Source organism: Streptomyces sp. NPDC048664, from assembly GCF_040650555.1.
Taxonomy (GTDB): domain Bacteria; phylum Actinomycetota; class Actinomycetes; order Streptomycetales; family Streptomycetaceae; genus Streptomyces.
The window spans coordinates 98,142-120,300 of record NZ_JBEZHK010000019.1; the positions used below are offsets into that span (position 1 = coordinate 98,142).

At 70.6% G+C, this 22,159-nt stretch carries 18 protein-coding genes and 2 pseudogenes; 9 read left to right on the forward strand and 11 right to left on the reverse strand.

Annotation, left to right across the window (positions count from 1 at the left end):
- Positions 1-41: 41 nt before the first annotated feature.
- Complete coding sequence (locus tag AB0C59_RS21400) at positions 42-1,265, reverse strand: metallophosphoesterase (protein WP_363006829.1); 1,224 nt, start codon at positions 1,263-1,265, stop codon at positions 42-44.
- Between the two features lie 228 nt (positions 1,266-1,493).
- Here AB0C59_RS21400 and AB0C59_RS21405 point away from each other — a divergent pair, with 228 nt between their 5' ends.
- Together AB0C59_RS21405 and AB0C59_RS21410 are read left to right on the forward strand one after the other, a co-directional pair.
- Positions 1,494-4,607: an AAA family ATPase gene (locus tag AB0C59_RS21405; protein ID WP_363006831.1), complete on the forward strand. Its 3,114-nt coding sequence runs from the start codon at positions 1,494-1,496 to the stop codon at positions 4,605-4,607.
- Positions 4,574-4,939: a hypothetical protein gene (locus AB0C59_RS21410; RefSeq protein WP_363006833.1), complete on the forward strand. Its 366-nt coding sequence runs from the start codon at positions 4,574-4,576 to the stop codon at positions 4,937-4,939. The genes AB0C59_RS21405 and AB0C59_RS21410 overlap by 34 nt, the downstream gene beginning before the upstream one ends.
- A gap of 181 nt (positions 4,940-5,120) precedes the next feature.
- Here the strand turns inward: AB0C59_RS21410 and AB0C59_RS21415 are convergent, their stop codons facing one another.
- A complete protein-coding gene (locus AB0C59_RS21415; RefSeq protein ID WP_363006835.1) occupies positions 5,121-5,780 on the reverse strand; it encodes a hypothetical protein in 660 nt (219 codons plus the stop codon).
- The gene (locus tag AB0C59_RS21420; RefSeq protein ID WP_363006837.1) at positions 5,777-6,670 is read right to left on the reverse strand and encodes an ABC transporter ATP-binding protein; all 894 of its coding nucleotides are present in this window, start codon (positions 6,668-6,670) and stop codon (positions 5,777-5,779) included. The genes AB0C59_RS21415 and AB0C59_RS21420 overlap by 4 nt, the downstream gene beginning before the upstream one ends.
- Before the next feature lie 413 nt (positions 6,671-7,083).
- On the opposite strand from AB0C59_RS21420, the pseudogene AB0C59_RS21425 reads away from it, so the two are divergent.
- Positions 7,084-7,407 (forward strand): annotated as a pseudogene (locus tag AB0C59_RS21425) (FAD-dependent monooxygenase); the annotation flags it as partial.
- 368 nt (positions 7,408-7,775) lie between these two features.
- Here the strand turns inward: AB0C59_RS21425 and AB0C59_RS21430 are convergent.
- The 3 genes from AB0C59_RS21430 to AB0C59_RS21440 all read right to left on the reverse strand — a co-directional run bounded on the left by AB0C59_RS21430 (position 7,776) and on the right by AB0C59_RS21440 (position 10,497).
- Positions 7,776-8,327 carry a hypothetical protein gene (locus tag AB0C59_RS21430; RefSeq protein WP_363006839.1) on the reverse strand — a complete coding sequence of 184 codons (552 nt, stop codon included), beginning with the start codon at positions 8,325-8,327 and terminating at the stop codon, positions 7,776-7,778.
- 1,026 nt (positions 8,328-9,353) lie between these two features.
- Positions 9,354-9,776, reverse strand: a complete 423-nt coding sequence (locus tag AB0C59_RS21435; protein WP_363006841.1) for a Rid family hydrolase — start codon at positions 9,774-9,776, stop codon at positions 9,354-9,356.
- Positions 9,777-9,822: 46 nt separating this feature from the next.
- On the reverse strand, positions 9,823-10,497 hold the full coding sequence (locus AB0C59_RS21440) for an HD domain-containing protein (RefSeq protein WP_363006843.1): 675 nt from the start codon (positions 10,495-10,497) through the stop codon (positions 9,823-9,825).
- A 71-nt stretch (positions 10,498-10,568) separates the two neighbouring features.
- Between AB0C59_RS21440 and AB0C59_RS21445 the strand changes: the two genes are divergently transcribed.
- Positions 10,569-11,549, forward strand: coding sequence for a helix-turn-helix domain-containing protein (locus AB0C59_RS21445; protein ID WP_363006845.1), 981 nt, complete (start codon positions 10,569-10,571; stop codon positions 11,547-11,549).
- Between the two features lie 372 nt (positions 11,550-11,921).
- Positions 11,922-12,515: pseudogene (locus AB0C59_RS21450) on the forward strand (short-chain dehydrogenase); the annotation flags it as partial.
- A gap of 251 nt (positions 12,516-12,766) precedes the next feature.
- Here AB0C59_RS21450 and AB0C59_RS21455 read toward each other — a convergent pair.
- On the reverse strand, positions 12,767-12,940 hold the full coding sequence (locus AB0C59_RS21455) for a hypothetical protein (protein WP_363006847.1): 174 nt from the start codon (positions 12,938-12,940) through the stop codon (positions 12,767-12,769).
- A 100-nt stretch (positions 12,941-13,040) separates the two neighbouring features.
- Positions 13,041-13,505 (reverse strand): SRPBCC family protein, encoded by a 465-nt coding sequence (locus tag AB0C59_RS21460; RefSeq protein WP_363006849.1) that lies wholly within the window; start codon positions 13,503-13,505, stop codon positions 13,041-13,043.
- 46 nt (positions 13,506-13,551) lie between these two features.
- Here AB0C59_RS21460 and AB0C59_RS21465 point away from each other — a divergent pair, with 46 nt between their 5' ends.
- Positions 13,552-14,160 carry a TetR/AcrR family transcriptional regulator gene (locus tag AB0C59_RS21465; protein WP_363006851.1) on the forward strand — a complete coding sequence of 203 codons (609 nt, stop codon included), beginning with the start codon at positions 13,552-13,554 and terminating at the stop codon, positions 14,158-14,160.
- Between the two features lie 200 nt (positions 14,161-14,360).
- Here the strand turns inward: AB0C59_RS21465 and AB0C59_RS21470 are convergent, their stop codons facing one another.
- Positions 14,361-15,614 (reverse strand): hypothetical protein, encoded by a 1,254-nt coding sequence (locus AB0C59_RS21470; protein ID WP_363006853.1) that lies wholly within the window; start codon positions 15,612-15,614, stop codon positions 14,361-14,363.
- 507 nt (positions 15,615-16,121) lie between these two features.
- On the opposite strand from AB0C59_RS21470, the gene AB0C59_RS21475 reads away from it, so the two are divergent.
- The 3 genes from AB0C59_RS21475 (at position 16,122) to AB0C59_RS21485 (ending at position 18,472) form a co-directional block, all read left to right on the forward strand.
- The gene (locus tag AB0C59_RS21475; protein WP_363006855.1) at positions 16,122-16,349 is read left to right on the forward strand and encodes a hypothetical protein; all 228 of its coding nucleotides are present in this window, start codon (positions 16,122-16,124) and stop codon (positions 16,347-16,349) included.
- Position 16,350: 1 nt separating this feature from the next.
- On the forward strand, positions 16,351-17,856 hold the full coding sequence (locus tag AB0C59_RS21480; RefSeq protein ID WP_363006857.1) for a S1 RNA-binding domain-containing protein: 1,506 nt from the start codon (positions 16,351-16,353) through the stop codon (positions 17,854-17,856).
- Positions 17,857-18,268: 412 nt separating this feature from the next.
- Complete coding sequence (locus tag AB0C59_RS21485; RefSeq protein ID WP_363006859.1) at positions 18,269-18,472, forward strand: hypothetical protein; 204 nt, start codon at positions 18,269-18,271, stop codon at positions 18,470-18,472.
- A gap of 254 nt (positions 18,473-18,726) precedes the next feature.
- Here the strand turns inward: AB0C59_RS21485 and AB0C59_RS21490 are convergent, their stop codons facing one another.
- Positions 18,727-20,730: a hypothetical protein gene (locus AB0C59_RS21490; RefSeq protein ID WP_363006861.1), complete on the reverse strand. Its 2,004-nt coding sequence runs from the start codon at positions 20,728-20,730 to the stop codon at positions 18,727-18,729.
- Positions 20,731-20,898: 168 nt separating this feature from the next.
- Positions 20,899-21,801, reverse strand: coding sequence for a hypothetical protein (locus AB0C59_RS21495; protein ID WP_363006863.1), 903 nt, complete (start codon positions 21,799-21,801; stop codon positions 20,899-20,901).
- Positions 21,802-22,159 lie beyond the last annotated feature (358 nt).

Sequence of the window (22,159 nt, forward strand, 5' to 3'; positions counted from 1 at the left end):
CGGCGATCCACAGGAATCGCCAGCGGATGTGCCGGCCGGCCTCAGTGCTGTCGCGGGGTGGGCCGATGCGGGGAGCGGAGCACGAGCAGAGTGATCTCACTGGGGGCGAAGACCCGGAACGGCGGGCCCCAGAAACCGGTTCCGCGGCTGGTGTAGAGGAGGGTGCGGTCGTCGTGGCGGCTGAGGCCGGCGACGGCGGGCTGGTCGATGCGGACCAGGTGGTGGAAGGGCCAGATCTGGCCGCCGTGGGTGTGGCCGGAGAGCTGGAGGTCGACGCCGCCGGCTGCCGCCCGGTCGACGAACTTGGGCTGGTGCGCCAGCAGCAGGACGGGCAGGTCGGGGTCCGCGCCGTTCAGGGCGCCGGCGAGATGGGCACGGTGGCCCGCCAGACCGGAGGACTCGGCTGTGACGTCGTCCACGCCGGCGACCACGAGGGTGTCGCCTCCGCGTTCGAGCAGCAGATGGCGGTTGCGCAGCGGCTCCCAGCCCAGCTCGTCCATGAGGTCGACCCAGCCCTGGGCCTCGCTGTAGTACTCGTGGTTGCCGGTGACGTAGACACGGGCCCGGGTGGCCCGGACGGTACCGAGCGGGACGGCCTGGGCGCGGCGGCGTTCGGCCGTGCCGTCCGCGATGTCGCCGGTGTGGCAGACCAGGTCGGCCTCCAGAGCGTTCACCCTCTCGCACACCCGCGCCGACCAGCGCGCGCGATCGAGCGGGCCGTAGTGGGTGTCGGTGATGAGGACGACGCGGAGACCGTCCAACCCGGCACCCAGTCGCGGGAGTTCCACGTCGAGGCGACGCACGCGCGGCACGCGGCGGGCCTCCGCGTACCCCCAGGCGAGGAGTACGGCCGTCGTGCCGAGGACGGCCCACGTGACGATCCGAGCCCGGTCCTGCCCGTCGCCGACACCGGCCAGGGTCAGGGCGAGCCGCAACAGGACGCCGAGCAGGACGGACCAGGTGAACAGGACCCAGCTGCTGCCCAGCAGGGTGTCACCGACGATCGCCGCCCTGTCCTGCTGGCGCCGACCGTGACCGCGCGCCATCGCGAACGGCATACCGACGAGCCCGAGGGCGAACAGGGCGGTGCCGGCGAGCGTGACGGGCAGGGGCCAGTGCTGGCCGGTGTACAGGAGCACCCAGCAGGGCACGGCCCACAGCAGGACGGGGGCGATCAGAGGGATGTACCGCATCAGGCGGTGCAGTCGGCTCCGCGGCGCTCGCACTTCGCTGTCGGCGGGTCGGGTGTTGTCCGTGTCGGTCACGCTGCGCCTCTCTGACCAGGCTGCCGTCCCGCGCACTGTATCCGGTCGCCTTCGAGCGGCCCGGACCGGCGTTCATGGACGCGGCTCCCTGTACCGGGGGCTCTCTGCGGAAGAGCAGGACTCCGTCATGGACACCTCCCTCGGCGAGAGCCGCGAGCAGGGCGCTGCGGCCCCGGCTGTGAGGAGGATCTGCCCATCCACGTCTCGCTGCGGCTAGGTTGTCGATCTATGGATCGCCGCCCCGTCAAGCTCGTGCTCGATGTCCTGCTCATGCTGGTCGGGACCCTGTTGGGCATCGCGACGAACTACGCGACCGGCCAGTCGGACCATGTGCCGCTGGCGCTGCGGCTGTTGCGGGACTGGTCGGTGCCGCTGATCGGCGTCGCGCTGGTGCTGCTGGTCGGGGGCCAGATCGCGTTGCACCTCCTCGATCGGCCGACGCCCACGCGCCGGGTGTGGGACAGCGCCCAGCCGCCGTACCCGGGGCTGGAAGCCTTCACGGAGGACGACGCGGCCGTCTTCTTCGGGCGGGACCGGGAGATCGCCGAGCTGGTCGGGCGGCTGCATCCGGCGGTGCCGGGACGGGCGCAGCGGTTCGTGACCGTGGTCGGGCCGTCGGGGAGCGGAAAGTCGTCGTTGGTGCGGGCCGGACTGCTGCCGGCGCTGGCCCGGCGGCGAGGGCGCTGGACGGTCGCGGCACCGTTCTCGCCCGGCGTGGACCCGGTCGGCGCGTTACATCGGCTACTCACCCGACTGCCCAGCGATCGACCGGCGTTGCTGGTGATCGACCAACTGGAGGAGCTGCTCACCCTGTCCGGTCGTGAGGAGCGGGACGCGTTCCTCACCGCGATATCCGACGCACTGCGGCGTGACTCGCGGCTGTGGATGGTGGCCACCTTGCGCTCGGACTTCCTCACCGGGTTCCTGGAGTCCGGATTCGCCGAGCTGGTACGTAACCCGGCCGTCGTCGGTGCGCTCGCCCGGGACGCGCTGTACGAGGTCATCGAAAGGCCCGCCGAGCAGGCCGGGCTGACCTTCGCACCCGGCGTCGTGGCCCGCATGGTCGACGAATGCGGCGGAGGCGACGCGCTCCCGCTGCTCGCCCACACCCTCCACGAGCTGTACCTGCGCGCCGGAGGGTCCGGCGGGACGGTGACCGAGCAGGCGTACCGCGCCCTCGGCGGCGTCGCCGGCGCCCTGTCCGAGCGAGCGGACCAGATCACCGGCGAGCTGGCGGACGCACCCGTGATCCCCACTCTGCTGCGGTTCGTCACCATCGACCGCAACGAGGCCACTCGCCGCCGGGTCCGCCGTGCCGACCTCACCCCGCGGGAACGAGAGGTCGCCGACGCTTTCGTCGCCGGACGCCTGCTCACCGGCGACGGTGACGTCCTGGACGTGGCCCACGAGGCGCTGTTCCGCCAGTGGGCGCCTCTGCGCCAAGCGGTCGTCGCCCGTACCGAGGACCTGCGCCGCCGCACCGAGCTGGAACGCTGGGCGCAGGACTGGGACCACGCGGAGCACCAGGACGCCTACCTCCTCACCGGGGAGCGGCTGGCGGTGGCCCGGCAGTGGCTGACGCGGTCCTCGCGGACGGTCGGTGCGACGCCACTGGTCGAGGAGTTCGTGGACCGGTCGCTGCGGGAGGACCGGGCGACGATGCGACGCGCCGCGGACGCGGTCGCCGTCCGCGCCCTCGACAGCCTCGACACGGAGCCGGAGACCGCCGTGCTCGCCACCCTTGCGGCGGTCGAGGAGTACGCGGCCACACCTGGCGCCGTCCAGGCCCTGCACACGGCCCTGTGCGCCTCACGGCTGCGCGCCGTGCTGCGCGGCTTCGAACGCGGCGCGTCCGGGGTGGCGTGGTCGCCGGACGGGCTGCGACTGGCCGTGTCCAGCGACGACGGCACCGTACGGGTGTGGCGTCCGGACCGCGACGACCCACCGGTGGTGCTCGCGGGAGACGGCGCATGGATACAGGGGGTGGCCTGGTCCCCCGACGGACGCAGGCTCGCGGCCGGCTGCAGGGACGCCACCGTGCGGATCTGGTCCTGCGACACCTGGGCCGAACTGGCCGTCCTGCGCCACACCGTGGGGACCGGCGACCGGGAGGAGGGCGTCGGCGGTGTCGCCTGGTCACCTGACGGCAGCCGCCTCGTGTCGGTCGGCAGCGACTGCGCCGTGCGGATCTGGGACGCCGACACCTACACCGGGTCCGCGGTCCTGCGCGGCCACGAGCGCATGGTGTGGAGCGCTACATGGTCACCTGACGGGAGACGCGTGGCCAGTGGCGGAGAAGACGGCACGGTACGGGTCTGGGACACGACCACCGCAGCCCTCGTCACCGTGCTCACCGACCACCGGAACAACGTCGAGTCGGTCCGGTGGTCGCCCGACGGCCGCCGGCTCGCTTCGGCCTCCGGCGACCGAACCATACGGATCTGGGACACCGCCGGCTGGCAGGTGCGGCAGACGCTGGAGAGCCCGGAGGTCGTCAACTCCCTGGCCTGGTCACCGGACGGCAGGCGCCTCGCCGGCGGTGACGCGGACCGCACGGCCTGGGTCTGGAGCCTTGACGGGACCGCAGGCGAGGTCCGGCTCACCGGGCACTCCGACACCGTCTACGGCATCGCCTGGTCTCCCGACGGGCAACGACTGGCGACCGCCTCCCGCGACCGGACCGCAGCCGTGTGGAACGTCACCGCGACCACCAGCGTCTTCAGCGACGGTGAGGGCCCGGTCCTCCGCGTCGCCTGGTCGCCCGACGGGACGTCCCTCGCCTCCGTCCACCAGGACGGCTCCCTGAGCGTCCGGGACTTCGCCACCGGCCTTACCACTGGCCGGTGGCACGGCGGTGAGGTGTCCGACGCGGCCTGGTCCCCCGACGGCACCCGTCTGGCCATCGCCCTGCGGGACGGCGCGGCCCTGGTATGGCGCAGGGACGGCCGCGACGACGACGTCGACCTGGCCGGACACACCGAGGAGCTGTCCCACGTCTCCTGGTCCCCGGACGGCACGCGCATCGCCACCGCGTCCCGCGACGGCACAGCCCGCGTCTGGGACGCGGCCACCGGTGCGACCGCCCACATCCTGCGGGGCCACGGGGACTGGGTCGCCGGTACGGCCTGGTCACCGGAGGGCCGCTATCTCGCCACGTCCAGCACGGACCGCACCGCCATCGTCTGGGACACCGCCGACGGCACCGCCGTCACCACCCTGCGCGGTCACCTGGACTACGTCTGGAAGGTCCACTGGTCACCCGACGGACGCCGCCTCGTCACCGGCTCCCGCGACCGCACGATCCGCCTGTGGACCCCTTCGACGGTACCGAACTCGCCGTGATGACCGGCCACGAGGAGCGGGTCCAGGACGTTGCCTGGTCACCCGACGGCACCCGTATCGCGTCCGTGTCCCAGGACCGCACGGTCCGGCTCTGGGACCCGGACAGCGCCACCCAGACCGCGGTGCTCGGCGTCCACACCGACCGGGTGAGCGGCCTCGCCTGGCACCCGGACGGCTCACGGCTGGCAACCGCCTCCCGCGACCACACCGTACGCGTCTGGGCGGTGGCCGATCACGACATCGACGGCCTGGTGCGCCGCGCCCGCCGGCGGGTGTTCCGGCACCTGACCACAGAGGAACGCCGCGCTTTCCTGCTGCCTGACAGGAACTGACACCCACGTCCGGCGTCCTCCCGCCGAAAGGAGATGGTGGGAAGGATCGACTCTTCACCTGGCGGCCGTGACCGTCGTCGTCCCGGACGACAGCCACACGATGAGCATGTGCGCCTCGACCCACGGTCGCCGAGCCAACCACCACCGTGGGCACCGCCCGGTCCGGCGGCGGTCCGACCGGCTACTCCCTGCGCCCGGCGACGAGCTGCGTGGCGGCGATGAACACGGCAAGGACCACCGCGGAGATCGCCAGCATGATGCCGGCGGGGGCAAGCAGTTTCGCCGCGTCGGGAGTCGTGGCCATCAGCACGAACAGGCGGTTGACCGGAGGCATGCCCTTGGTGAAAAGAGCTGCCATCTCCAGTGCCAGGGCTACTACCAGCGCGTGTCCCTGCCGTTTGAAGACCAGTCGCGAGCACAGCACGCCGATGGCGATGCCGACGAGGGCACAGGTGAGCTGCGCCTCGACGCCCAGCAGGAGATCGGTCGTGCTGACCACGTGGTCGCCCGTCCACAACGGGAAGAACAATCCGAACACCATCAGGACGAGACAGCTCAGCAGGGCCGTGCCGATCGTCGCGAGCAGGACCGTGAGCGACCGTCCGCCCGCGGTGACGACGAGGACCGCCCGCTGCGAAGGGGCGTCCAGGCTCATCAGGACGATCGTCAGCCAGGTCGAGCAGACGAACAGCGCGCCGGCGGAGGAGGCGTAGGCGGGGGGCAGTGGGCCGCTGCCGTTGACGGTCAACACGCCCAGCAGGCCCGTGAACAGGAGCAGCGGGGCGAGGTAGCGCTGCGTGTGCAGCATGGTGGCGAAGGTGTAGCGGATGAGCGCGATCACCGCATGTCTGCGTTCGTCGCGGCGTTCGACGCCTGGTGGTGGTCCGTGGTCGTTCCGGTGACGCGTTCGACGGACCAGCCGTCCTGGAGCGCCGTGAGCAGCAGAGCATCGGTGGACTTCCGTCCCACGCGCACTCCGACGCCCGTGACGTTCCGGCTCACCGTCACCACGCCGTCCAGTAGCTCCCAGTCGAGGTCCTGCGGTTCGCGGCCGTGTTCCGAGCGCGCGGTCAGGACGACGTAGGACGTGGGCTCCTGCTCGGTGGCCCGCGGCTCCGGTCCCCGCAGCGACACGCGGCCCTTGCCGACCGTGTATGTCCGGGTGGCGTGGGCCCGGGTGACCGACGCGCGGTGGTCGGTGAACACGACGGTGCCGCCGGATGCCGCGACCTCGGCCATGATCTCGGCGAGCACGCCGTGGGCGTCGGCGTCCAGCCCGGACCACGGCTCGTCCAGGACGAGCAGCCCGGGTTCCACCAGGAGGGCCTGGGCCAGCGCGACCTTCTGCCCGTTGCCCTTCGACAGGCTCCGCAGAGGGGCGTGCCTGGAGCCCACCAGGGCGAGCCGGTCCAGCAGTCGTCCGGCCCGCGCCGAGGCCACCGAACTGGTCAGCCCGCGGATACGGCCCAGGTGCGTCAGGTACGCCACGGCCGACATGCGTTCGTCGGGGGAGAACCGGTCCGGGACGTACCCGACGACGGGCGGCCGGGCGGCCACGGTGCCGCGGGTCGCCCGGGACACGCCCACCGCGATCCGCAGGAGCGTCGACTTCCCCGATCCGTTCCCGCCTTCGAACGCCACGACCTCACCGGCCGGGGCCTCCACGTCCACGTCTCGCAGGATCCAGTCGCCACGGCCATAGCGCTTGCTCACCGCGTGAAGACGTAACAACCTATCTCCTTCGTCCGGTTCGACACTCCCAGGCGCTCGAAGATTACGGGGCCCGTCCGCCCCACTCCAGGATGCCGACTGTCTTCGGGGCGTCCCGTGGCTTCAAGCCGACGGAGGCGAGGCGCCGATCGATCTGCGGTTCGCTGTCACACACGAGGTACGCCGACGGACTCGCGACGATGAGGGAGGTGTCGACGAACGGCACCCAGTTCGCCAGTCCCTGATGCCACCCTGGGCGCGCGGACACCGTGAGGCACCGAGCCGCGGCTGATCCGCGGTGTCGACGCCATGTCGGAACACTGTCGGGGCTGTCGGGCGGATGTCGGTGGCTCGTCGACAGGGGCTGGCACCTTTCCAGGGACGGCCGACCGGAGTCGACCGGGCGGCCTGATCCCGAAGGAGCCACCATGCACGCCCCCGTCACGCGCCCCCACTACGCCCTGCCGGTGGAGCACCGCTGGGACCGGGTGCCGGGGGTGACCCTGCTCGGCGACGCCGCCCACCTCGCAGCCCCGAACGGAGAAGGCGCCAACCTGGCCATGCTCGACGGCGCCGAACTCGGCCAGGCCCTCGCCGCCCACCTCGATGACATCGAGGCCGCGATCACCGAGTACGAGCAGGCCATGTTCCCCCGCAGCACCGAGGTCGCCACCTTCGAAGGCGCCGAGGTCCACCGGATCGACTCCGGCGACAACACAGCCCAGGGCCTCATCAACATGTTCACCGAGAAGGGCTGATGAGCCACTCCAGCCCCGACCCGATGACCTCCTTACCGACCACCGGGCCGTCTGAGCACCGGCAGCATCCTCAAGAACCGGTCGCTCTCTGAGGATCGCCCTGCGAGGCCGCCCCGCCCCGCAGGGCCTCCGCAGTCACCTTTGAGGACCTGGGTCAACCCGGTAGCGGCTCACCGAGGCGACCACGACCCTGCCCCTGCTGACGAGGAACGGGGAACGGGGGCGGGCAAGGCGGAGCGTCGGCCACGGCGACGGCGAGGAACGCCGGACCTGGCCGCGCTCCGAAGGCACGATAAGTACAGCGGGCCCGGAATCCACTTGGCGCACGCCAGACGGTGTGCCGGTCCGTCCCCGGGGGCGGACGACGGCTACCACCAGAAGACGGCGTATCCGTTGCCGCCGGCACCGCCCGGCGTCGCGCCGACACCGCCGCCTCCGCCCTGTGCCGCCCCCGTCGGCCCGGGCGCGACGATGCCGTCGACCGCGGGACTGGCCCCTGCGCCGGGAAGCGGGCCGCCATTCTTACCGGTGGGGCCCTGACGGACCGCGCCGCCGGCGGGAGTGCACACCCCAACACCTCCTGGAGCACCGACGCCGCTGATGGCGCCGAGGCCGCCGGTGGCCAGCGCCGATCCGCTGGGCAAAGCAGTCACCAGGGTGTTGCCCCCGACGGTCCCGTCCATGTCGGCCGACCCGCCACTCCCGCCCTGCCCGATCGTCACGGAAATCGTCTGACCGGGTGTCACTGTCAACTGACACCAGGCGAAGCCACCGCCTCCTCCGCCGCCACCGCCGATCTCGCCGCCGCCGCCCGCGCCGGCTCCACCGCCCCCTGCACCCCATGCCTGGACGAAGATCCCGGTCAGTCCGGCGGGCACGACGAAGGTCCCGTCGGTGGTGAAGTCCTGAAGACCGTGCACGGCCCCGGGCCCTTGCGGTCCGGTGTCTCCCTGCGGACCGGTCGCCCCCGTCCGGCCGTCGGCACCGGTGGGACCGGTGGGACCGGTGGGTCCAGAGGCCCCGGTAGAACCGCCTGCACCGGTAGGCCCGGTAGGCCCGGTAGACCCGGCAGGTCCAGTGGGCCCAGAAGCACCGGCAGAACCATCGGCACCTGTTGGCCCGGTTGAGCCGGTGGCACCCGCAGCACCGTTGGAACCAGCAGGTCCCGTGGGCCCGGTAGGCCCGGTGGGTCCGGTACGCCCCGTGGGCTTCGGGCAGTGGTCGTGGCCGCGGCCGTGCTTGCCCTGCGGGGCGGCGCACGGGTGGTGGGTGGAGCCGGCCGAGGCATCACGCACGGGGTTCATCGCACGGCCGTCTTCCGAACCGCCCGCATACGCCTCGCCCGCCACCGCACCCGATGCCAGGGCCACGCTCGCGGCCATCGCCCACACGCGCACATGGCCGCGCCGCCGCCGGAGGGACAGCTGAAGTCTGTCGTTTCGGAACAACTCGCGTCACCTCTGGGAAGGGGGTTCCGACGGATGGCGGGCGCCGGCCGGCGCGGAGGAGGCTCGCACCGGACAGCAACGAACCCACAAAGGATGATCACCATGAGTCACGGGTCGCACACAAAGACTGCCCGTCTGGGCGATCGGCACCTTCGTGCGGGGACGACCGGACCGCCGTAGACGAGTACGCACACATCCCGGCATCGCCTCCGCGCCCGAGGACCAGTCCATCGGCGACGGCCCGGCTCCGACAGCCGAGTCGGGTCGACCGCAGGCCCGACCGTGGGGCCGGCGTATCGGCGTTCTCCGCGGCCGCTCCAGCGCGGACATCAGTTCCAGGAGCGGCTTCGACGGGGCAGGTTCCGCGTCCTCGGCAGCGGCCGGCCGGGTTTCGTGCGGAGGCTCTCCCACGCGGGCGTCCTCAGCCGACCGCGGCCGGCACGCCGAGCATGACGTGCTCCTGGGCCCGGGGGAGGGGGGCCAGGAGCGGCGGTCGGTCTAGCGTGATGCGTCGGGATACGCGGCGGTCGCGCGGATCTCCACGAGGAGCCCCGGGCTGGCGAGGCCGCTGACCCCGATGATCGTCCAGGTCGGGTAGGGCGCCTCGACGAGGCCCTGCTTGGCCTTGACGAAGCCGGGCAGGTGCTGGCGGATGTCGACGTGGTAGCTGGTGACGTCGACGAGGGCGGACAGGTCGAGGTCCTCCAACCGGAGGATCTCCTCGATCTTCCGGATGGCGATCTCGGTCTGCTCCTCGATGGTGTCCGGGATGGTTCCGTCGGCGCGGCGACCGATCGTCCCGGCGACGAACAGGAGGCCGTGCGCACGCACCGCGGCGGAATAGCCGAAGCTTGCGAAGGCGCTGGTGGTCTCCCCGAAGACCGGGTTGTTCTCGGGAACCTCGACGGTGTGGACGGTCATGGTGGTGCTTCCTCTTCTTTGTTGACGGGTCGTGGAGTCGGCGGAGTCAGTCGCCCCAGCGGGACGAACGGCCGGTGTGCTCCAGCCGGGTCCGGCCGAAGGTCTGGCGTTCGCGCAGGAGTTCGCCGGGGGTCGTGTACCGGGGTGCGTTCTTCGGGTCCTTCGCGGCCTGCGCGACGATCGCGTCGGTCAGTGAGCGGACCATGTCCAGCCGCGGGTAGGCGGCGTGCAGGGCGTCGGCCTGCTCATCGGTGACCGTGTCGAGGTGGTCGGCGCTCGCGGGGCCGCCGAAGTCGAGGGCGACGCCTTCGCGCACGAGCACGCACAGCGTGCCGCGGCGTTCCGCGATGCCCGGGGAGGTGTGCAGGGCGATGGCCTGCCAGACCTGGTCGGCGTCGGCCGTGGACGTCCCTTGTCGGATGAGGAATTCGGCGGCCCGGTCGGCGCCTTCGACCTCGAACCGCTGCCGGTGCGGGCCGTCCGACGCCAGTCCGAGGTCGTGCATCGCGCACGCGGCGAACAGCAGGTCGTCCTGGTAGTCGTGGCCGGCGGCCAGGCCGAGGCGGTCGGCGACCAGCCGGGCGAACAGGTAGCTGCGGATGCTGTGGTTGAAGACGGACGGCGTCTCCACCGGTCGGATGAGGTTCGTGACGGCGGCGACAAGGGGTGTGCTGGGCAGCGCGATCGGGTCGGCGATCGCCTCGCGAGTAGGTCCGGTCATGTCCTCAGCCTGGCCGTGACCGCCCTGACCTGGCGAGAGGCAATATTTCCTTAGTTCGTTAGGATCTTGCCATGGCAGCTCATCGAGTCGCGGTCCTGGCGTTGGACGGGGTCACCCCGCTCGACCTGGCGATCCCGACGCAGATCTTCACCACCCGGCCGGAAACCCCCTACGAGATGACCCTGTGCGCGCTGGACACGAAAGTGGCCACCTCCGCCGGGTTCGCACTGATCGCCGACGGAGGCCTGGAGCAGGTGCGCAGCGCCGACACCGTGATCGTGCCGGGATTCGAACCGGCCCTCTCGTTGCCGGACGCCGTGCTCGACACACTGGCCGAAGCCCGCGACCGCGGCCGGCGTGTGGTGTCGATCTGCACGGGCGCCTTCGCGCTGGCCGCGGCGGGCGTCCTGGACGGGCTGCACGCCACGACCCACTGGAAGCACATCGACGAGTTCGAGCGGGACTTCCCGGCCGTCACGGTCGACCGCGACGTGCTCTACGTCGACGAGGGCGACGTGCTCACCTCGGCCGGGGTGTGCTGCGGCATCGACCTGTGCCTGCACATCGTGCGCCGCGACCTCGGCGCGGAGGTGGCCAACCGGATCGCCCGCGGTCTGGTCGCGGCCCCGCACCGGGACGGTGGGCAGGCCCAGTACGTGCCGGCTCCCGTCGCGGTGGCCGGTGAGGCGTCGCTGTCCGGTACTCGTGGGTGGGCTCTGCACCGGCTCGGGGAACCGCTCACACTGCGCGTGCTGGCTCGGCACGCGGGCCTGTCGCAGCGCACCTTCATGCGCCGGTTCACCGAGGAGACGGGCACGACCCCGTTGCAGTGGGTGCTCAACGCCCGCATCGGCAGGGCGCGGGAACTGCTGGAGACCACGGACCTCTCCGTGGATCAGGTGGCGCGGGACTGCGGGCTGGGCACGGCGGCCAACCTGCGGCTGCACTTCCGGCGGACGCTGGACACCACCCCCACCGCCTACCGCCGCACCTTCACGCACTCGGCGTCGCGCGGTCCGGTCCCGTCACCGGCGGTCCCGCGCACGGACTGAGAACGGCCGCCACGCCCTGAAGGGTTCCGAAGACGGGCCGCTGCCGTCCAAGCGGCCGAGCAGACCGGTGGGGACGCGGCCGGATTCCTCTCGGGTCGGGCGCCGTTCGCCGCCCCGACCGACGAGTGGGGTGAGGGGGATCACCTGACGCTCACCCGTGAGCGCAGCGTGGCCGCCTCCAACGTGTCGGAGGTCTGTCGGCGGTGAAGGGGAACTGTCGGCGATCTGTGGGCCGCATGCCGTGTCATTGCCCGGGTCGGCATCGCCGCCTGCGCACTGCCCCTGAACCCCTGGAGCCTGTTGTCATGTCTTCCGCACCCCTGAGCCCGTCGTGGGACGTCCACCTGCTGCCGTCCGCCGCCGACAAGTCGCGGTCACGAGCTGATGTTCGCCGTCAACCACCTCGGGCACGTCGCGCTGACCCGGGAGCTGGCGCCCCTGCTGTCCTCGGCGCCCGCCGCCCGGATCGTGACGGTGGGGAGCTTCGCGGCGCGCTCCGAGCGGCTGGACCCGGACGACCTCCAGACAGCCCGGGACTACCGCCCCGGACGCGCCTACGGCCGGTCGAAGCTGGCGCAGATGTCCTTCGCCTTCGAGCTCGACCGCCGCCTGCGCGCCCGCGGCAGCACCGTGCTCAGCGTCGTGGCCCACCCCGGCGGCGCCCTGGACTCCCTGACCCCGGACCGTGCGGGGGTGCACGCGGCAACCCTCGGCACACGGTTGCGCGGCCTGCCCGCCGGTCTGCTCCTCCAGGGCAAGGACCGCGGGGCATGGCCGATCATCCGTGCCGTCCTGGACCCGCAGGTGCGAGGAGGACAGCTGTGGGGGCCCAAGGCCTTCGGCCTGCGCGGAACACCGCGGACGGAGTCCGTACGGGCCCACATGACCGATCCCGCCGTTGCCGGGCGCCTGTGGGACGCCAGCTGCGACTGGGCCGGCGTCGAGCCGCACCTGGCCCTCCTGTAGCCGCGGCTCGTACACACGGCTTTCGGCCGAGCGCGACGCCCAGCCCGGCCGGCTGAAGCACCCGGTCACAACCGCTGCGACGGAACGCGGCACTTGGCCGGGTCAGACAACTCCGCTGCTCAGAACCGGCCCGATCGAGACGTGGAGACCTCGAGTGCACGCTGTCTCGCCTGGCTCGTCCGAGTCAGCGTGACCCGTGCCTCGACTGCGGGTTCCGTGAAGAGGCCAGCACAGCACCAGAGCGCCGGCACCTACTCGTCGAAGATCTCGGCCAACCAGTCGAGGCTCGTCGGACCCTTGCCAGCAGGCGCGGCGGGGGAGTGGAGCCCGCCCGCCGCCTGCCCGACGATCCCGCACGCCTCGCCCGGGCCCTGACCGGTCGTTCGATGTTCCTCGTCGCCGCCCGCACCCGCGAGCCCGCGCATGCCGACCTTGCCGAGGCCGTAGCTCTCCTCGACTTCCGGTGGTCCCGCAGTCCCACAGTCCCACCCCAGGCTCTCCTGACGGACCCGGCATGCACGTCCGTCAGGATCCGGCACTGGAGGTGTGGCGGGCCAACTCGACGGCCAGGCGCCGCATGACCGTGTGGTTGGCTCGCCGTATGGCGGCTCGGACGGCGGGTGCCAGCAGGCGGTCGGCGAGCGGGGCACGGGCCCAGGCGTACGTGAACGACACGCGGCTCCCGCCGGGTCCCAGCTGTTCGATGGTGTAGGTCCCGTGTGCCAGGCGCCGGCCGGCCGCGCTGACGTTCCGTTCGACGATGCGCCGCGGTGGGTCCGCCTCGACGACCTCAATGGCGACGTCGGTCCTGGTGCCGCCCAGCGCGGCCGTGACGGTGGCGCGTGATCCGATGCCGTGACCGGGGCCGCTGTAGCGCCATCCGGTCAGATAGTGGTCGGTGAATCGCTCGTGGTGCGCGATGACATCGAGGAAGTCGTAGACCTGCTCGGGCGACTGCGGTACGTCGATCGACACTGTCACAGGCTGCATGTACCACACGGTACATAGGGCATGTGCCCATGGGTACACTCGTGAAGTGACGGATGCGGTCGGCCCAGGTGCCAAGGGCGAGACGAGGCCTGGCGAGGACGGCGACCGGCGTACTCGGTTGGTGAACGCGGCTGTCGACCACGTCGCGGTACACGGCTTCGCAGACCTGAGCCTGCGCGCACTGGGCGCCGCGATCGGCGTCAGCCACCGCATGCTCATCCACTATTTCGGCTCCAAGGAACACCTGCTCGTCGAGATCGTCCGGACAGCGGAGGAACGCCAACGCGCCCTGCTGTCCCGGCTGCGCCTGCAGCCCGGTCTACCGCCCATCGATGCCGCTCGTCTGCTCTGGCAGCAGCTGACAGACCCCCGACTGGCGGGTCAGGAGCGGCTCTTCTTCGAAATCTACGCACAGGCGCTGCGGGGCCGGCCCGAGGCCGCCCCCGTCCTCGAAGGGCTCGTGAACGACTGGCTGGAACCGCTCGCGGCTGCCGAGGCCGCCACGGGGGCGGATCCGGCCGCGGCTCGCAACCGCGCCCGGCTGGGACTGGCGACGGTCCGCGGTCTGCTGCTCGACTTGCTCGCCACCGGTGACCGTGAGGGTGTCGACGCGGCGATGGAGGACTTTCTCCAGCTGTACTACAGCGCGAAGTGACCGATCCCGCGACGCGCCGCCGCAGCCGCTGCTGTCCCGCCCCCGACGGCCTTGCGCCAAGGCGATCACGACGCGGACCACATACGACTCCGACGACCGCATGGCCACCACGAGCAAGCCCGCGTCCAGCGGCTCCGACGCGGGCACGCTGATCTACGCGGTGTCTCGGTGCTGAGAACCTGAAAGCCAGGGCAGGTGCATCAGAGGCCGTCCCGGCGCCACTCGTAGCGCCACGCTGCTTCGAGGCAGCGTTCCTCGGAGTGGGTTCCGGGCTGCGGGGGGCCAAGACATCGCGCAGCTTCCACACAGCGCTCGTCCTCGTGCATGGCGAGCCCGTATACGGCGGCGACCTGGACTTGGCGGTCCACGTCGTCCAGCCGAGCAGCCAGGGCATCCGCGAGGACGGGATCACGGTCCCTACCGTCTCCGACGGTGAGGCAAGCGTCCCGCCGGACGGCCGTGTCGATGTCCGTCATCAGCACCATCAGGGCGTCACGCACCTCAGCTGAGTAGGCCGACGGCTCAGACCCGGAGCTGAGTCCGCGCGCCACCGTGCCCCGTATCCGAGGGTCAGAGTGGCCGGTGTAGGGCAGGAGCGCCGCGTAGGCGCGTGGATCGGCATGCTCACCGAGCGCTGTCAGCACCTCGATGAGGACGGTGAGGTCCGTCTCCTCCGCCGACCACTTCGTGAAGATGTCCAGTGCAGGGCCCGCGAATGCGTTCTCGTCGCCGGTGTCGAAGAGGTGCGTCAGCCGCATCACCTCGGCACCGAACAGCCTGCGGGACGGTGACGAGTGGGTACGCAGCGCCGCGGCTGCCGACCAGATCGCCTGTTCGGCCCGGCAAGCCAGCCGGATGGTGGACCTTGCCCACGTGGCGTGGCCCTGGCCGTGATCCAGCGCACGGGCCATCAACACCTCGAACTCGGGGCGAACGTCGAGCAGCTCTTCCAGGTGAGTGAGGATCGCCCCATGGCCGTCCTTGACGGTTATCCCGCCGAGGGTGAACTCGTTGACGCTGGTGAACTCGTCGTCCTCGACCGGAGCGCAGATGAGGGCGTCCTGAGAACCTGTTCTGCGCCGCAGCTCGGCTTCGAGCCCCACCTCGTGCCGGTGGAATGCGAGAGACCGCACCTCCGAGAGCTCGGACGCCGAGTATCTGTCCCGGAACCTGTGGTCGAGGAGCGCCTCAACCAAGGCGGGCGAACCCGAATCGACCGCCTCGCGCAGCGACAGCAATTCGTCCGGTCCGCACTGACCGGGATCCGCACCGTACTGGAGCAGCAGCTGGGCGAGGGTCCCTGCGTGCATCCGAACCGCCAGCCCGAACGCGGCGTTCAGCCCAGCGAGATCGCAGTTTTCGTGTAAGAGGCGTTTCGCCAGGGCAGTGTCTCCGGCCCGGACTGCGGAAACCAAGGCGGATTCGCCATCCGCCGTACCGTTCGTACTGCCCATACGCACGCCCGTTCCCCCGTCCCCCGTTGAGCCCCAAAACTTTGGAAGTGTACGGCGGTCGGATTGGCGCGATCAATGGAGTTCTGGCCGGGACGATGTTGGACCTGGCGTCCTCGTAGGGCTGGAAGCTTGGGCACAAGCGGCGACGGCCGGGAGAAAGGGGCTGTGACCGAGCCGGGGGGCCCATGCGGTCGGTCAAGGTCGAAGGCCAGTGGGTTCGGGTGGTCGAGGGAAGGGCCGAGCTGTAGGGGTGTGCATGAGTGATGGCCAGGTGCCGATCAAGCTCACGAGTGACGAGGCACTGGTGCTGTCGCACTGGCTCGTCGTCCCGAAGCCCGATCGCCTCGCACGCCCGATTCCCGGTGCCCGCGACGTCGGCGGCTCGCTCACCGCCCGCGCGTCAAGCTCTTCGCTGGGCGGAAACCTTAACGACCCTGCCGACCCGATGGGTAGGATTTTCTTCAACATCCTGACATTTTCGTCGAGTCCGAGGTCGACCTACTGCGCATGCGTACCCGCGAAGGCACGGCAGAGCCGCGGGCCAAGGGCAAGCCCCAAGGCAAGCAGCCCAAGCTCACCGCCCGCCAGCAAGCCCATCTGGTTCAGCCGCACCAGTCCGGCGAGCACACCATCGCCGATCGTGCCGAGCTCTTCTCCGCCAGCCGCGCCACCGCCTACCGCATCCTCGAATGCCACCAGAAGGCATCGGCGGCTTCGCCCTCTGCGGGGCAGTGACGTGCTGCCCTACGTCTACCAGGTCACCAAGTACAACCCTGCCGACCGCGATCAGTACGGCCGCTACGTGGGCGCCGAGCCCGCGACCAGCGACCACGGACTCATCGAAGCCGCCTATCTGCAGGCCCTCGCAGCCTTCGCCGAAGAGACCGGTGTCGACCAGCTGGCCATTCGCGAGCCGCAGATCGGCGGCTGCGCCCACTTCGGCACGGAACCGCCGGCCGCCGACCACAGCCTGGCGGACCTCTTCCCAGCTGGCCTCACCGGGTTCCACGACGGTGCGCTGGTGACGGTCGCCGCCAGCCTGGAACTCGTCCGGGCCATGCTCCGCGACAACGGCGCCTGGTGCCGTCTGGAGGTGGAGGAAGCATTCAGTGTGCACGTCGGCTGGGACCAGTACCTCTACATCGGCAGCAACCTGCCCTGCGAAGCGGCGCTCGCCCCCACCCGCTCGCTCGGACTGTTCCCGGAACGTCTGGACGCTTCTCCGTACGAGTTCGCCCCCGACGAGCCACTGCGGATACAGCGTCCGGCCGACGCCGATTTCTGGGCCTGCTTGCGCTGGGCGGTGAGCGCCTGCCGCGCCACGTTCCTGGAGGGGACGTATGCCGCGAACGCCTCCCGCTGGCACCGCCTCACCCGCGACAACATCGAGGCGGTGCGCTCCCAGCTGACTCCTCGCGCACAGCTGGCGGTCTGGCCGGACGTGCTCACCGACGCCGACGCGGCCATGCCTTCCCTGCCCAAGGAGGGACTGGCGGAGGTCGTCTGGGAGGACAGGGATGGGCGGATAAACAGCCTGGTCGCGGACGAGACCCAGTTCGAGGCAGTGAGGCCCCAGGTCGCAGGTGCGCGTGCCGTGGGCGTCCTATCCCTGACCACTGATGAGCGGAAGCCGCTGTTCACCGCCGTGCTGCCCGACAGCGACGGTGTCCTCCGTGCACGCTGGCAGACCGAGCCGACGCCCAGCGACCGGGACTGGACGTTCCTGAAAACCCTGCGGGGCGGCCAAGTCGTCACCGGCACGGTGACGGCTGTCGCCGGCTTCGGCGTCACTTTCGTGGACATCGGCGGTTTCACCGCGATGATCAACATTCCGGAGCTGTCCTGGCGGCCGATCAACCACCCGTCCGACGTCGTCAGCGTCGGCCAGGAAATCACCGCCCAGGTCCTCGACGTCGACATGGTCTGTGAACGAGTTCCGCTGTCGCTCCGAGCAGCGCAGGAAGACCCGTGGCCGCAGGTGGCGCAGCGGATCGGGCAGGTGGTCACCGGACCGGTCACCAAGATCGTGTCATTCGGCGTCTTCGTACGGATCGAAGGCCGAGAGGACGGATTCGAAGGACTCGTGCACAGCAGCGAGTTGGATGAATCGACCGAAGGCGTCGTCGGGGTTGGTGACCCACTTACCGTGAAGATCATTGATGTCGACCTGGCCCGGCGCCGCATCGCTTTGTCTCAGACGCAAGCCCGCACACCCCGCCAGCAGGGAGATCGCCGTCCCTGACGAAACGGCCGCCCACACGCCCAAGGAAGACGCCCTCGGGCTCGACCGTGGACAGAGGGCCCCGAGCGCTGGGCCCTCCCGCAGCTCGAAGTGGCCCACGACGAGGCTGGCCTGCCCCGGGACCGGCTTCGCCCGCTTCCTGCTGGAACAGGAGATGCGGTTCCACTGCCACTGCTGGGGCTTCAGCCACACCATCGAGGCCGCCGCCCTTCTGCTCCCGAGCACCGCTGGCCCGATGGCATGTGGCGCCTGTGGCAGGCGATCACTTGCTGGGACGAGGAAGCCTGTCTCGCAGGGGGAGAACTGCGAACCTGATCAGCTGACCTCGCAAGAGTTCGACGAAGTCTGGGATGCTGCCCGACGGGGCTCACAGCCCGCTGGCCCCGAATTCAGGCGATACCCTGTCGGACTTATGGAGCAGCTGCCCGAGAGTGTCGATCGCGACATCCTCAACCATCGGATCATCTTCGCCATCAAGGCGATCCGTGAGACACGCGCCTGCACCCTCCACGAGGCGCTGGAAGTCGTCGCCGAACGCTACGAAGAGCTCCGTCGGGATCGCCCGGACGACTTCGCGTTGCCGCGCGAGGACTACAGCCGGGGCCTCTCCTCCTAACCCGGGGCAGAACGCGGGCAGCTTTGCAACAGGACGTCAGATCGGTCGCGGAGAATTCCTTGTCCTGTCGCGGCAGATCCGGGAGTGCAGGGCCGATCGGGGGGCTGGAAACGGTCACCGCGCGGGCCCTCGTAGACGAGGTTCGTTCAACGGTCCCTGGCGCCGCAGGGCGCAGTACCCGGCAGGCGGATCCGGGCCTCCTTCATTCGGGTCGCCCGGATCCGCCATGGCTGTGGGGGAAGGTGCAGGGACGGCTACTTCGGGGCGACGAGCATGTGCTCGGTGCCGAAGGCGGCGCCGGTGTGGTTGTACATGGTGGTCTCGCCGTCCGACCAGCGGACGACCAGGTCGTCCGGCCAGCCGTTGGAGTCGTAGCTGCCCGCGGTCATCACCGAGTCATGGGACCAGATGCTGCCGGCCGAAGCCATGTGGACCTCGTTGCCGACGCCGCCGGGGCCGGTCTCCTGGAACTGGGAGACGCGTCCGTCGGACCAGCGCACCAGGGTGTCCCAGTTGTTGCCGCCGGTGAAGTCGCCCGCGGTTACCAGGGTGGCGTCCTTCCAGGCGCTCTCCCGCTTCGCCAACTGGTGTTCGGTGCCGAAGCCCTTGTCGCCGACGGCGGTGTAGTCGGTGACCTCGCCATCGCTCCAGCGCACCAGCAGGTCGCTGACGTACTTCGCGGTGCCGAAGCTGCCCCCGACGATCTGGTCGGCGTGGCTCCAGACGGATCCGGCGTCGGCCAGTCTGGTCCCGCCGTCCACGCCCTTGGTGCCGACGTCGGGGAGGAGCCGGACCTCGCCGGAGTCGAACACCACGAGGAGGTCCGAGCCGGTGCCGCCGGCGAAGTCCCCACCGGTGAGGGACTTGGCGTTCTGGAAGCTGCTGTGACGCGCGGCCAGTCGGCGCTCGCCGACGAAGCCGCCGTTGCCGTCGCCGGTGTACAGGGTGACCTCGCCGTCGGTCCAGACCACGATCAGGTCGCCCTTGCCGTCACCGGTGTACTCGCCCGAGGCCAGGAGCTTGGCATGGGACCAGGTCTCACCGCCGCCCATGGAGTACGGCAGCGGCGGCTGGTCGTAGGTTCTGCCGTGCTGGGGGACGTGGTTGTTCTTCGCCTCGTCGTACAGGCGGAAGAACCAGTCGCCGTGCATGGGGCTGTAGGTGAGCCAGTCCACGTTCGCGTCGTTGCCGCCGCCGTTGTAGCCGCCGACATTGCCGATGATCTCGCCGGTGCCCTTCGCCCAGTCCACGTGGGAGAACCAGGGGCCGCCGGAGGTACCGCCCCACATGCCATGGCACTTGGCCTGGATCTGGTAGAAACCGGGCAGCGCCTCCGTCTGCGTGGGGCACCGCACCGGATGGTCCTCGGCGTCGTGGCTGGAGGGGTAGCCCACCATCGTGACCTTGTTCAGGTAACCGGGTGTCCGCGCCAGCGTGTTCGCGCCCACTACGTCCTGCGCCTGCTTGCCGCTCTTCGAAGGCTCGAGCCGGCCGAAGGAGAAGTCCAGGTCGGAGACGGGCTGCTTGCTCTCGTGCACGTACCGGTTGTCGGTGAACCATGTGGAGACCCGGTAGAACCCGAACGTCTGCTTGTCCAGCGTGTACTCGGCGGCGTACATGGGGACGAAGACGGCTTTGCCGCCGTCGCAGTGCCCGGCGGTCAGGACCAGATTGTGCCCGGGGCTCTCCACCACGCTGGCGGAGCACTTGTGCGCGTGCATCCGCTGGGTGGTCGGATCCGTGTCGTAGGTGAAGATCGTCCCGACGGACTTCAGGCCGAGGAAGTGCTCCGCCGTCGGCATGTCGGCCGCTACCGAGGGTCCGGCCGGAGCAGCCCGCCGTACTGAGGCCTTGGCACTCGGGTCCCCCTGCTGCGCGGGCTGTGCCGGGTCGGTGGCCGAGGCCATGCGTTCAGGCGTCCAGAAGCGGATGGCGTCCTCGTCCGAGAAGTCGCCGCCGCCGGTCTCGGTCGCGGGGGGCCCGCTCGCGCTCGCCGAAGGTGAGGCCGAGGGCTCCCCGGTGCCGGTGCCGGTCGAGGGGTTGGCAGAGCGCGGGGGCCCTGGTTCACCGGACGGTCCGGCTGAGGTTCCAGCGGACGGTCTGACGGACGGCACCGTCGCCGGGGACAGGCGGGGCGCCGCTGTGGCGGCCGGAACCTTGGCCTGCGCCTGGGCGAGGCTTCCCTCTCCGGTCAGGAGCAGGGCGGTTCCGGCGGCGAGGACCACGAGGCGCGATATTCGTCTGTGTGAGGTAGGCAAGGAATGCTTTCTGAGTCATGGACGAACTCCCTCCGGACCGAAAGCGGCCGGAGGCAGCGAAGGAAAGATGAAGGAAGAACCGAAAAGGCCGGGGGAGCACTGTTCGGCGCGCCCACCGGCGCCCGCTCGCCCCGCCCGAGAGGCGGTCTGCGGCTGCCGGGTTCGCCGCTACGCTGCGGGCGCGGCCTTCCGTGAGCGGCGGTGCCGCACCGCGATCGCGCCGCCGGAGGCCAGGGCCAGCCCCCCGGCCGCGGCGCCACCGGTGACCGCCCAGGACGGGGCTCCGCCGTCCGCGACCGGCTGCGCGGCGATCGTGACGTGCTGCTTCGTGGTCTGCTGCCCGTGGTGGCTGACCACGGTCACGGTGTAGCGGCCTTTGGGTACGTCGCCTCGCAGTCGTGCGTGGCCCGCGTAGACCGTGCCCGCGTCGTCGCACTTGCAGCCGGGGTTGTCCGGGCTGTCCGTCTTGATGGTCAACGGAACCTTGAAAATGGGCGACGTGACGGTGAGGGAATTCTCCCCTGGTGCGGCTCGCAGGTCGGTGAGGACCACCCGGACGTCACTGCCCGGGCGGAGGGAGGCGGGTGTGCCGTTGCCGGGGGGCGCGTTCCTTGGACCGATGACGAACCGGTAGATCTGCGCGGTGTTCTCGGCGAGGACCTTGAGTTGTGCGGTAGCGACGGTACGGCCGTGGCTCGTCGCGGTTACCGGATAGGTGCCCGCGCGCAGGCCCGAGCGGACGCGGTGGTCTGTTCCCGGCGCGTCCATCTGGACCGACTGCGTCGACCCCTTCTTCAGGGGAGTGAGGGGGATCGGCTCCTGCAGGGCCGGGGAGGTGACCTCGACCTTGTCCCATCCCGGTGGCATGCCCTCAAGACTGAACGAGATGGCGTCACCCGCCTCCAGAGGGAGGTTCTGAGCCACGTAGTAGTCCAGGCGGACCGTCGCAGACGGGCTGCCGCCCGGAGCCGGGCCCGTGCCCTCGGCGGCCGACACCCCCGCCGCCCCTCCCAGCACGGGCGCCACGGCAAGCCCGACGACGCCCACAGCCCGAACTGCGTTGCGGAACAACGGTTCTCCCCCGGTCGGAGATGGCTGGGCCGGTCGAGCGCAGCCATCTGTCGACAAGGAAGAGGGCAGAAGCGGGCAGTTGGTTGCAGTCGACCGGTACCTGGAGCTCAAACTGATCCCGGTTAACGGCCAGCAGCCTTCGTTGCAGGTCCCCAAGAACTGCATGCTGCGCATCGACGAGTCCGAAGCCCGCCTCCGCTACTGATGCGGTGGTCGGCGCGTCTGCTGGAGCCGCCGCGGGAGCGGCCGATGGCGTGATCGCCGGGTTCGCCAGCCTGGGACCCTACGGGCCCTGGTCGGGTGCTGGTACGCCCGTACGATCGTGGAGTCGACCGAGACGGCCCAGTTGAAGTCCTCG

Excerpts from the sequence above, each read along its gene's own strand:
- AB0C59_RS21475 (WP_363006855.1), top strand. The coding sequence starts at position 16,122 with ATGCGTACCCGCGAAGGCACGGCAGAGCCGCGGGCCAAGGGCAAGCCC.
- AB0C59_RS21485 (WP_363006859.1), top strand. The coding sequence starts at position 18,269 with ATGGAGCAGCTGCCCGAGAGTGTCGATCGCGACATCCTCAACCATCGG.
- AB0C59_RS21405 (WP_363006831.1), top strand. The coding sequence starts at position 1,494 with ATGGATCGCCGCCCCGTCAAGCTCGTGCTCGATGTCCTGCTCATGCTG.
- AB0C59_RS21460 (WP_363006849.1), bottom strand. The coding sequence starts at position 13,505 with ATGCAGCCTGTGACAGTGTCGATCGACGTACCGCAGTCGCCCGAGCAG.
- AB0C59_RS21470 (WP_363006853.1), bottom strand. The coding sequence starts at position 15,614 with ATGGGCAGTACGAACGGTACGGCGGATGGCGAATCCGCCTTGGTTTCC.
- AB0C59_RS21455 (WP_363006847.1), bottom strand. The coding sequence starts at position 12,940 with ATGCGCGGGCTCGCGGGTGCGGGCGGCGACGAGGAACATCGAACGACC.
- AB0C59_RS21440 (WP_363006843.1), bottom strand. The coding sequence starts at position 10,497 with ATGACCGGACCTACTCGCGAGGCGATCGCCGACCCGATCGCGCTGCCC.
- AB0C59_RS21445 (WP_363006845.1), top strand. The coding sequence starts at position 10,569 with ATGGCAGCTCATCGAGTCGCGGTCCTGGCGTTGGACGGGGTCACCCCG.
- AB0C59_RS21435 (WP_363006841.1), bottom strand. The coding sequence starts at position 9,776 with ATGACCGTCCACACCGTCGAGGTTCCCGAGAACAACCCGGTCTTCGGG.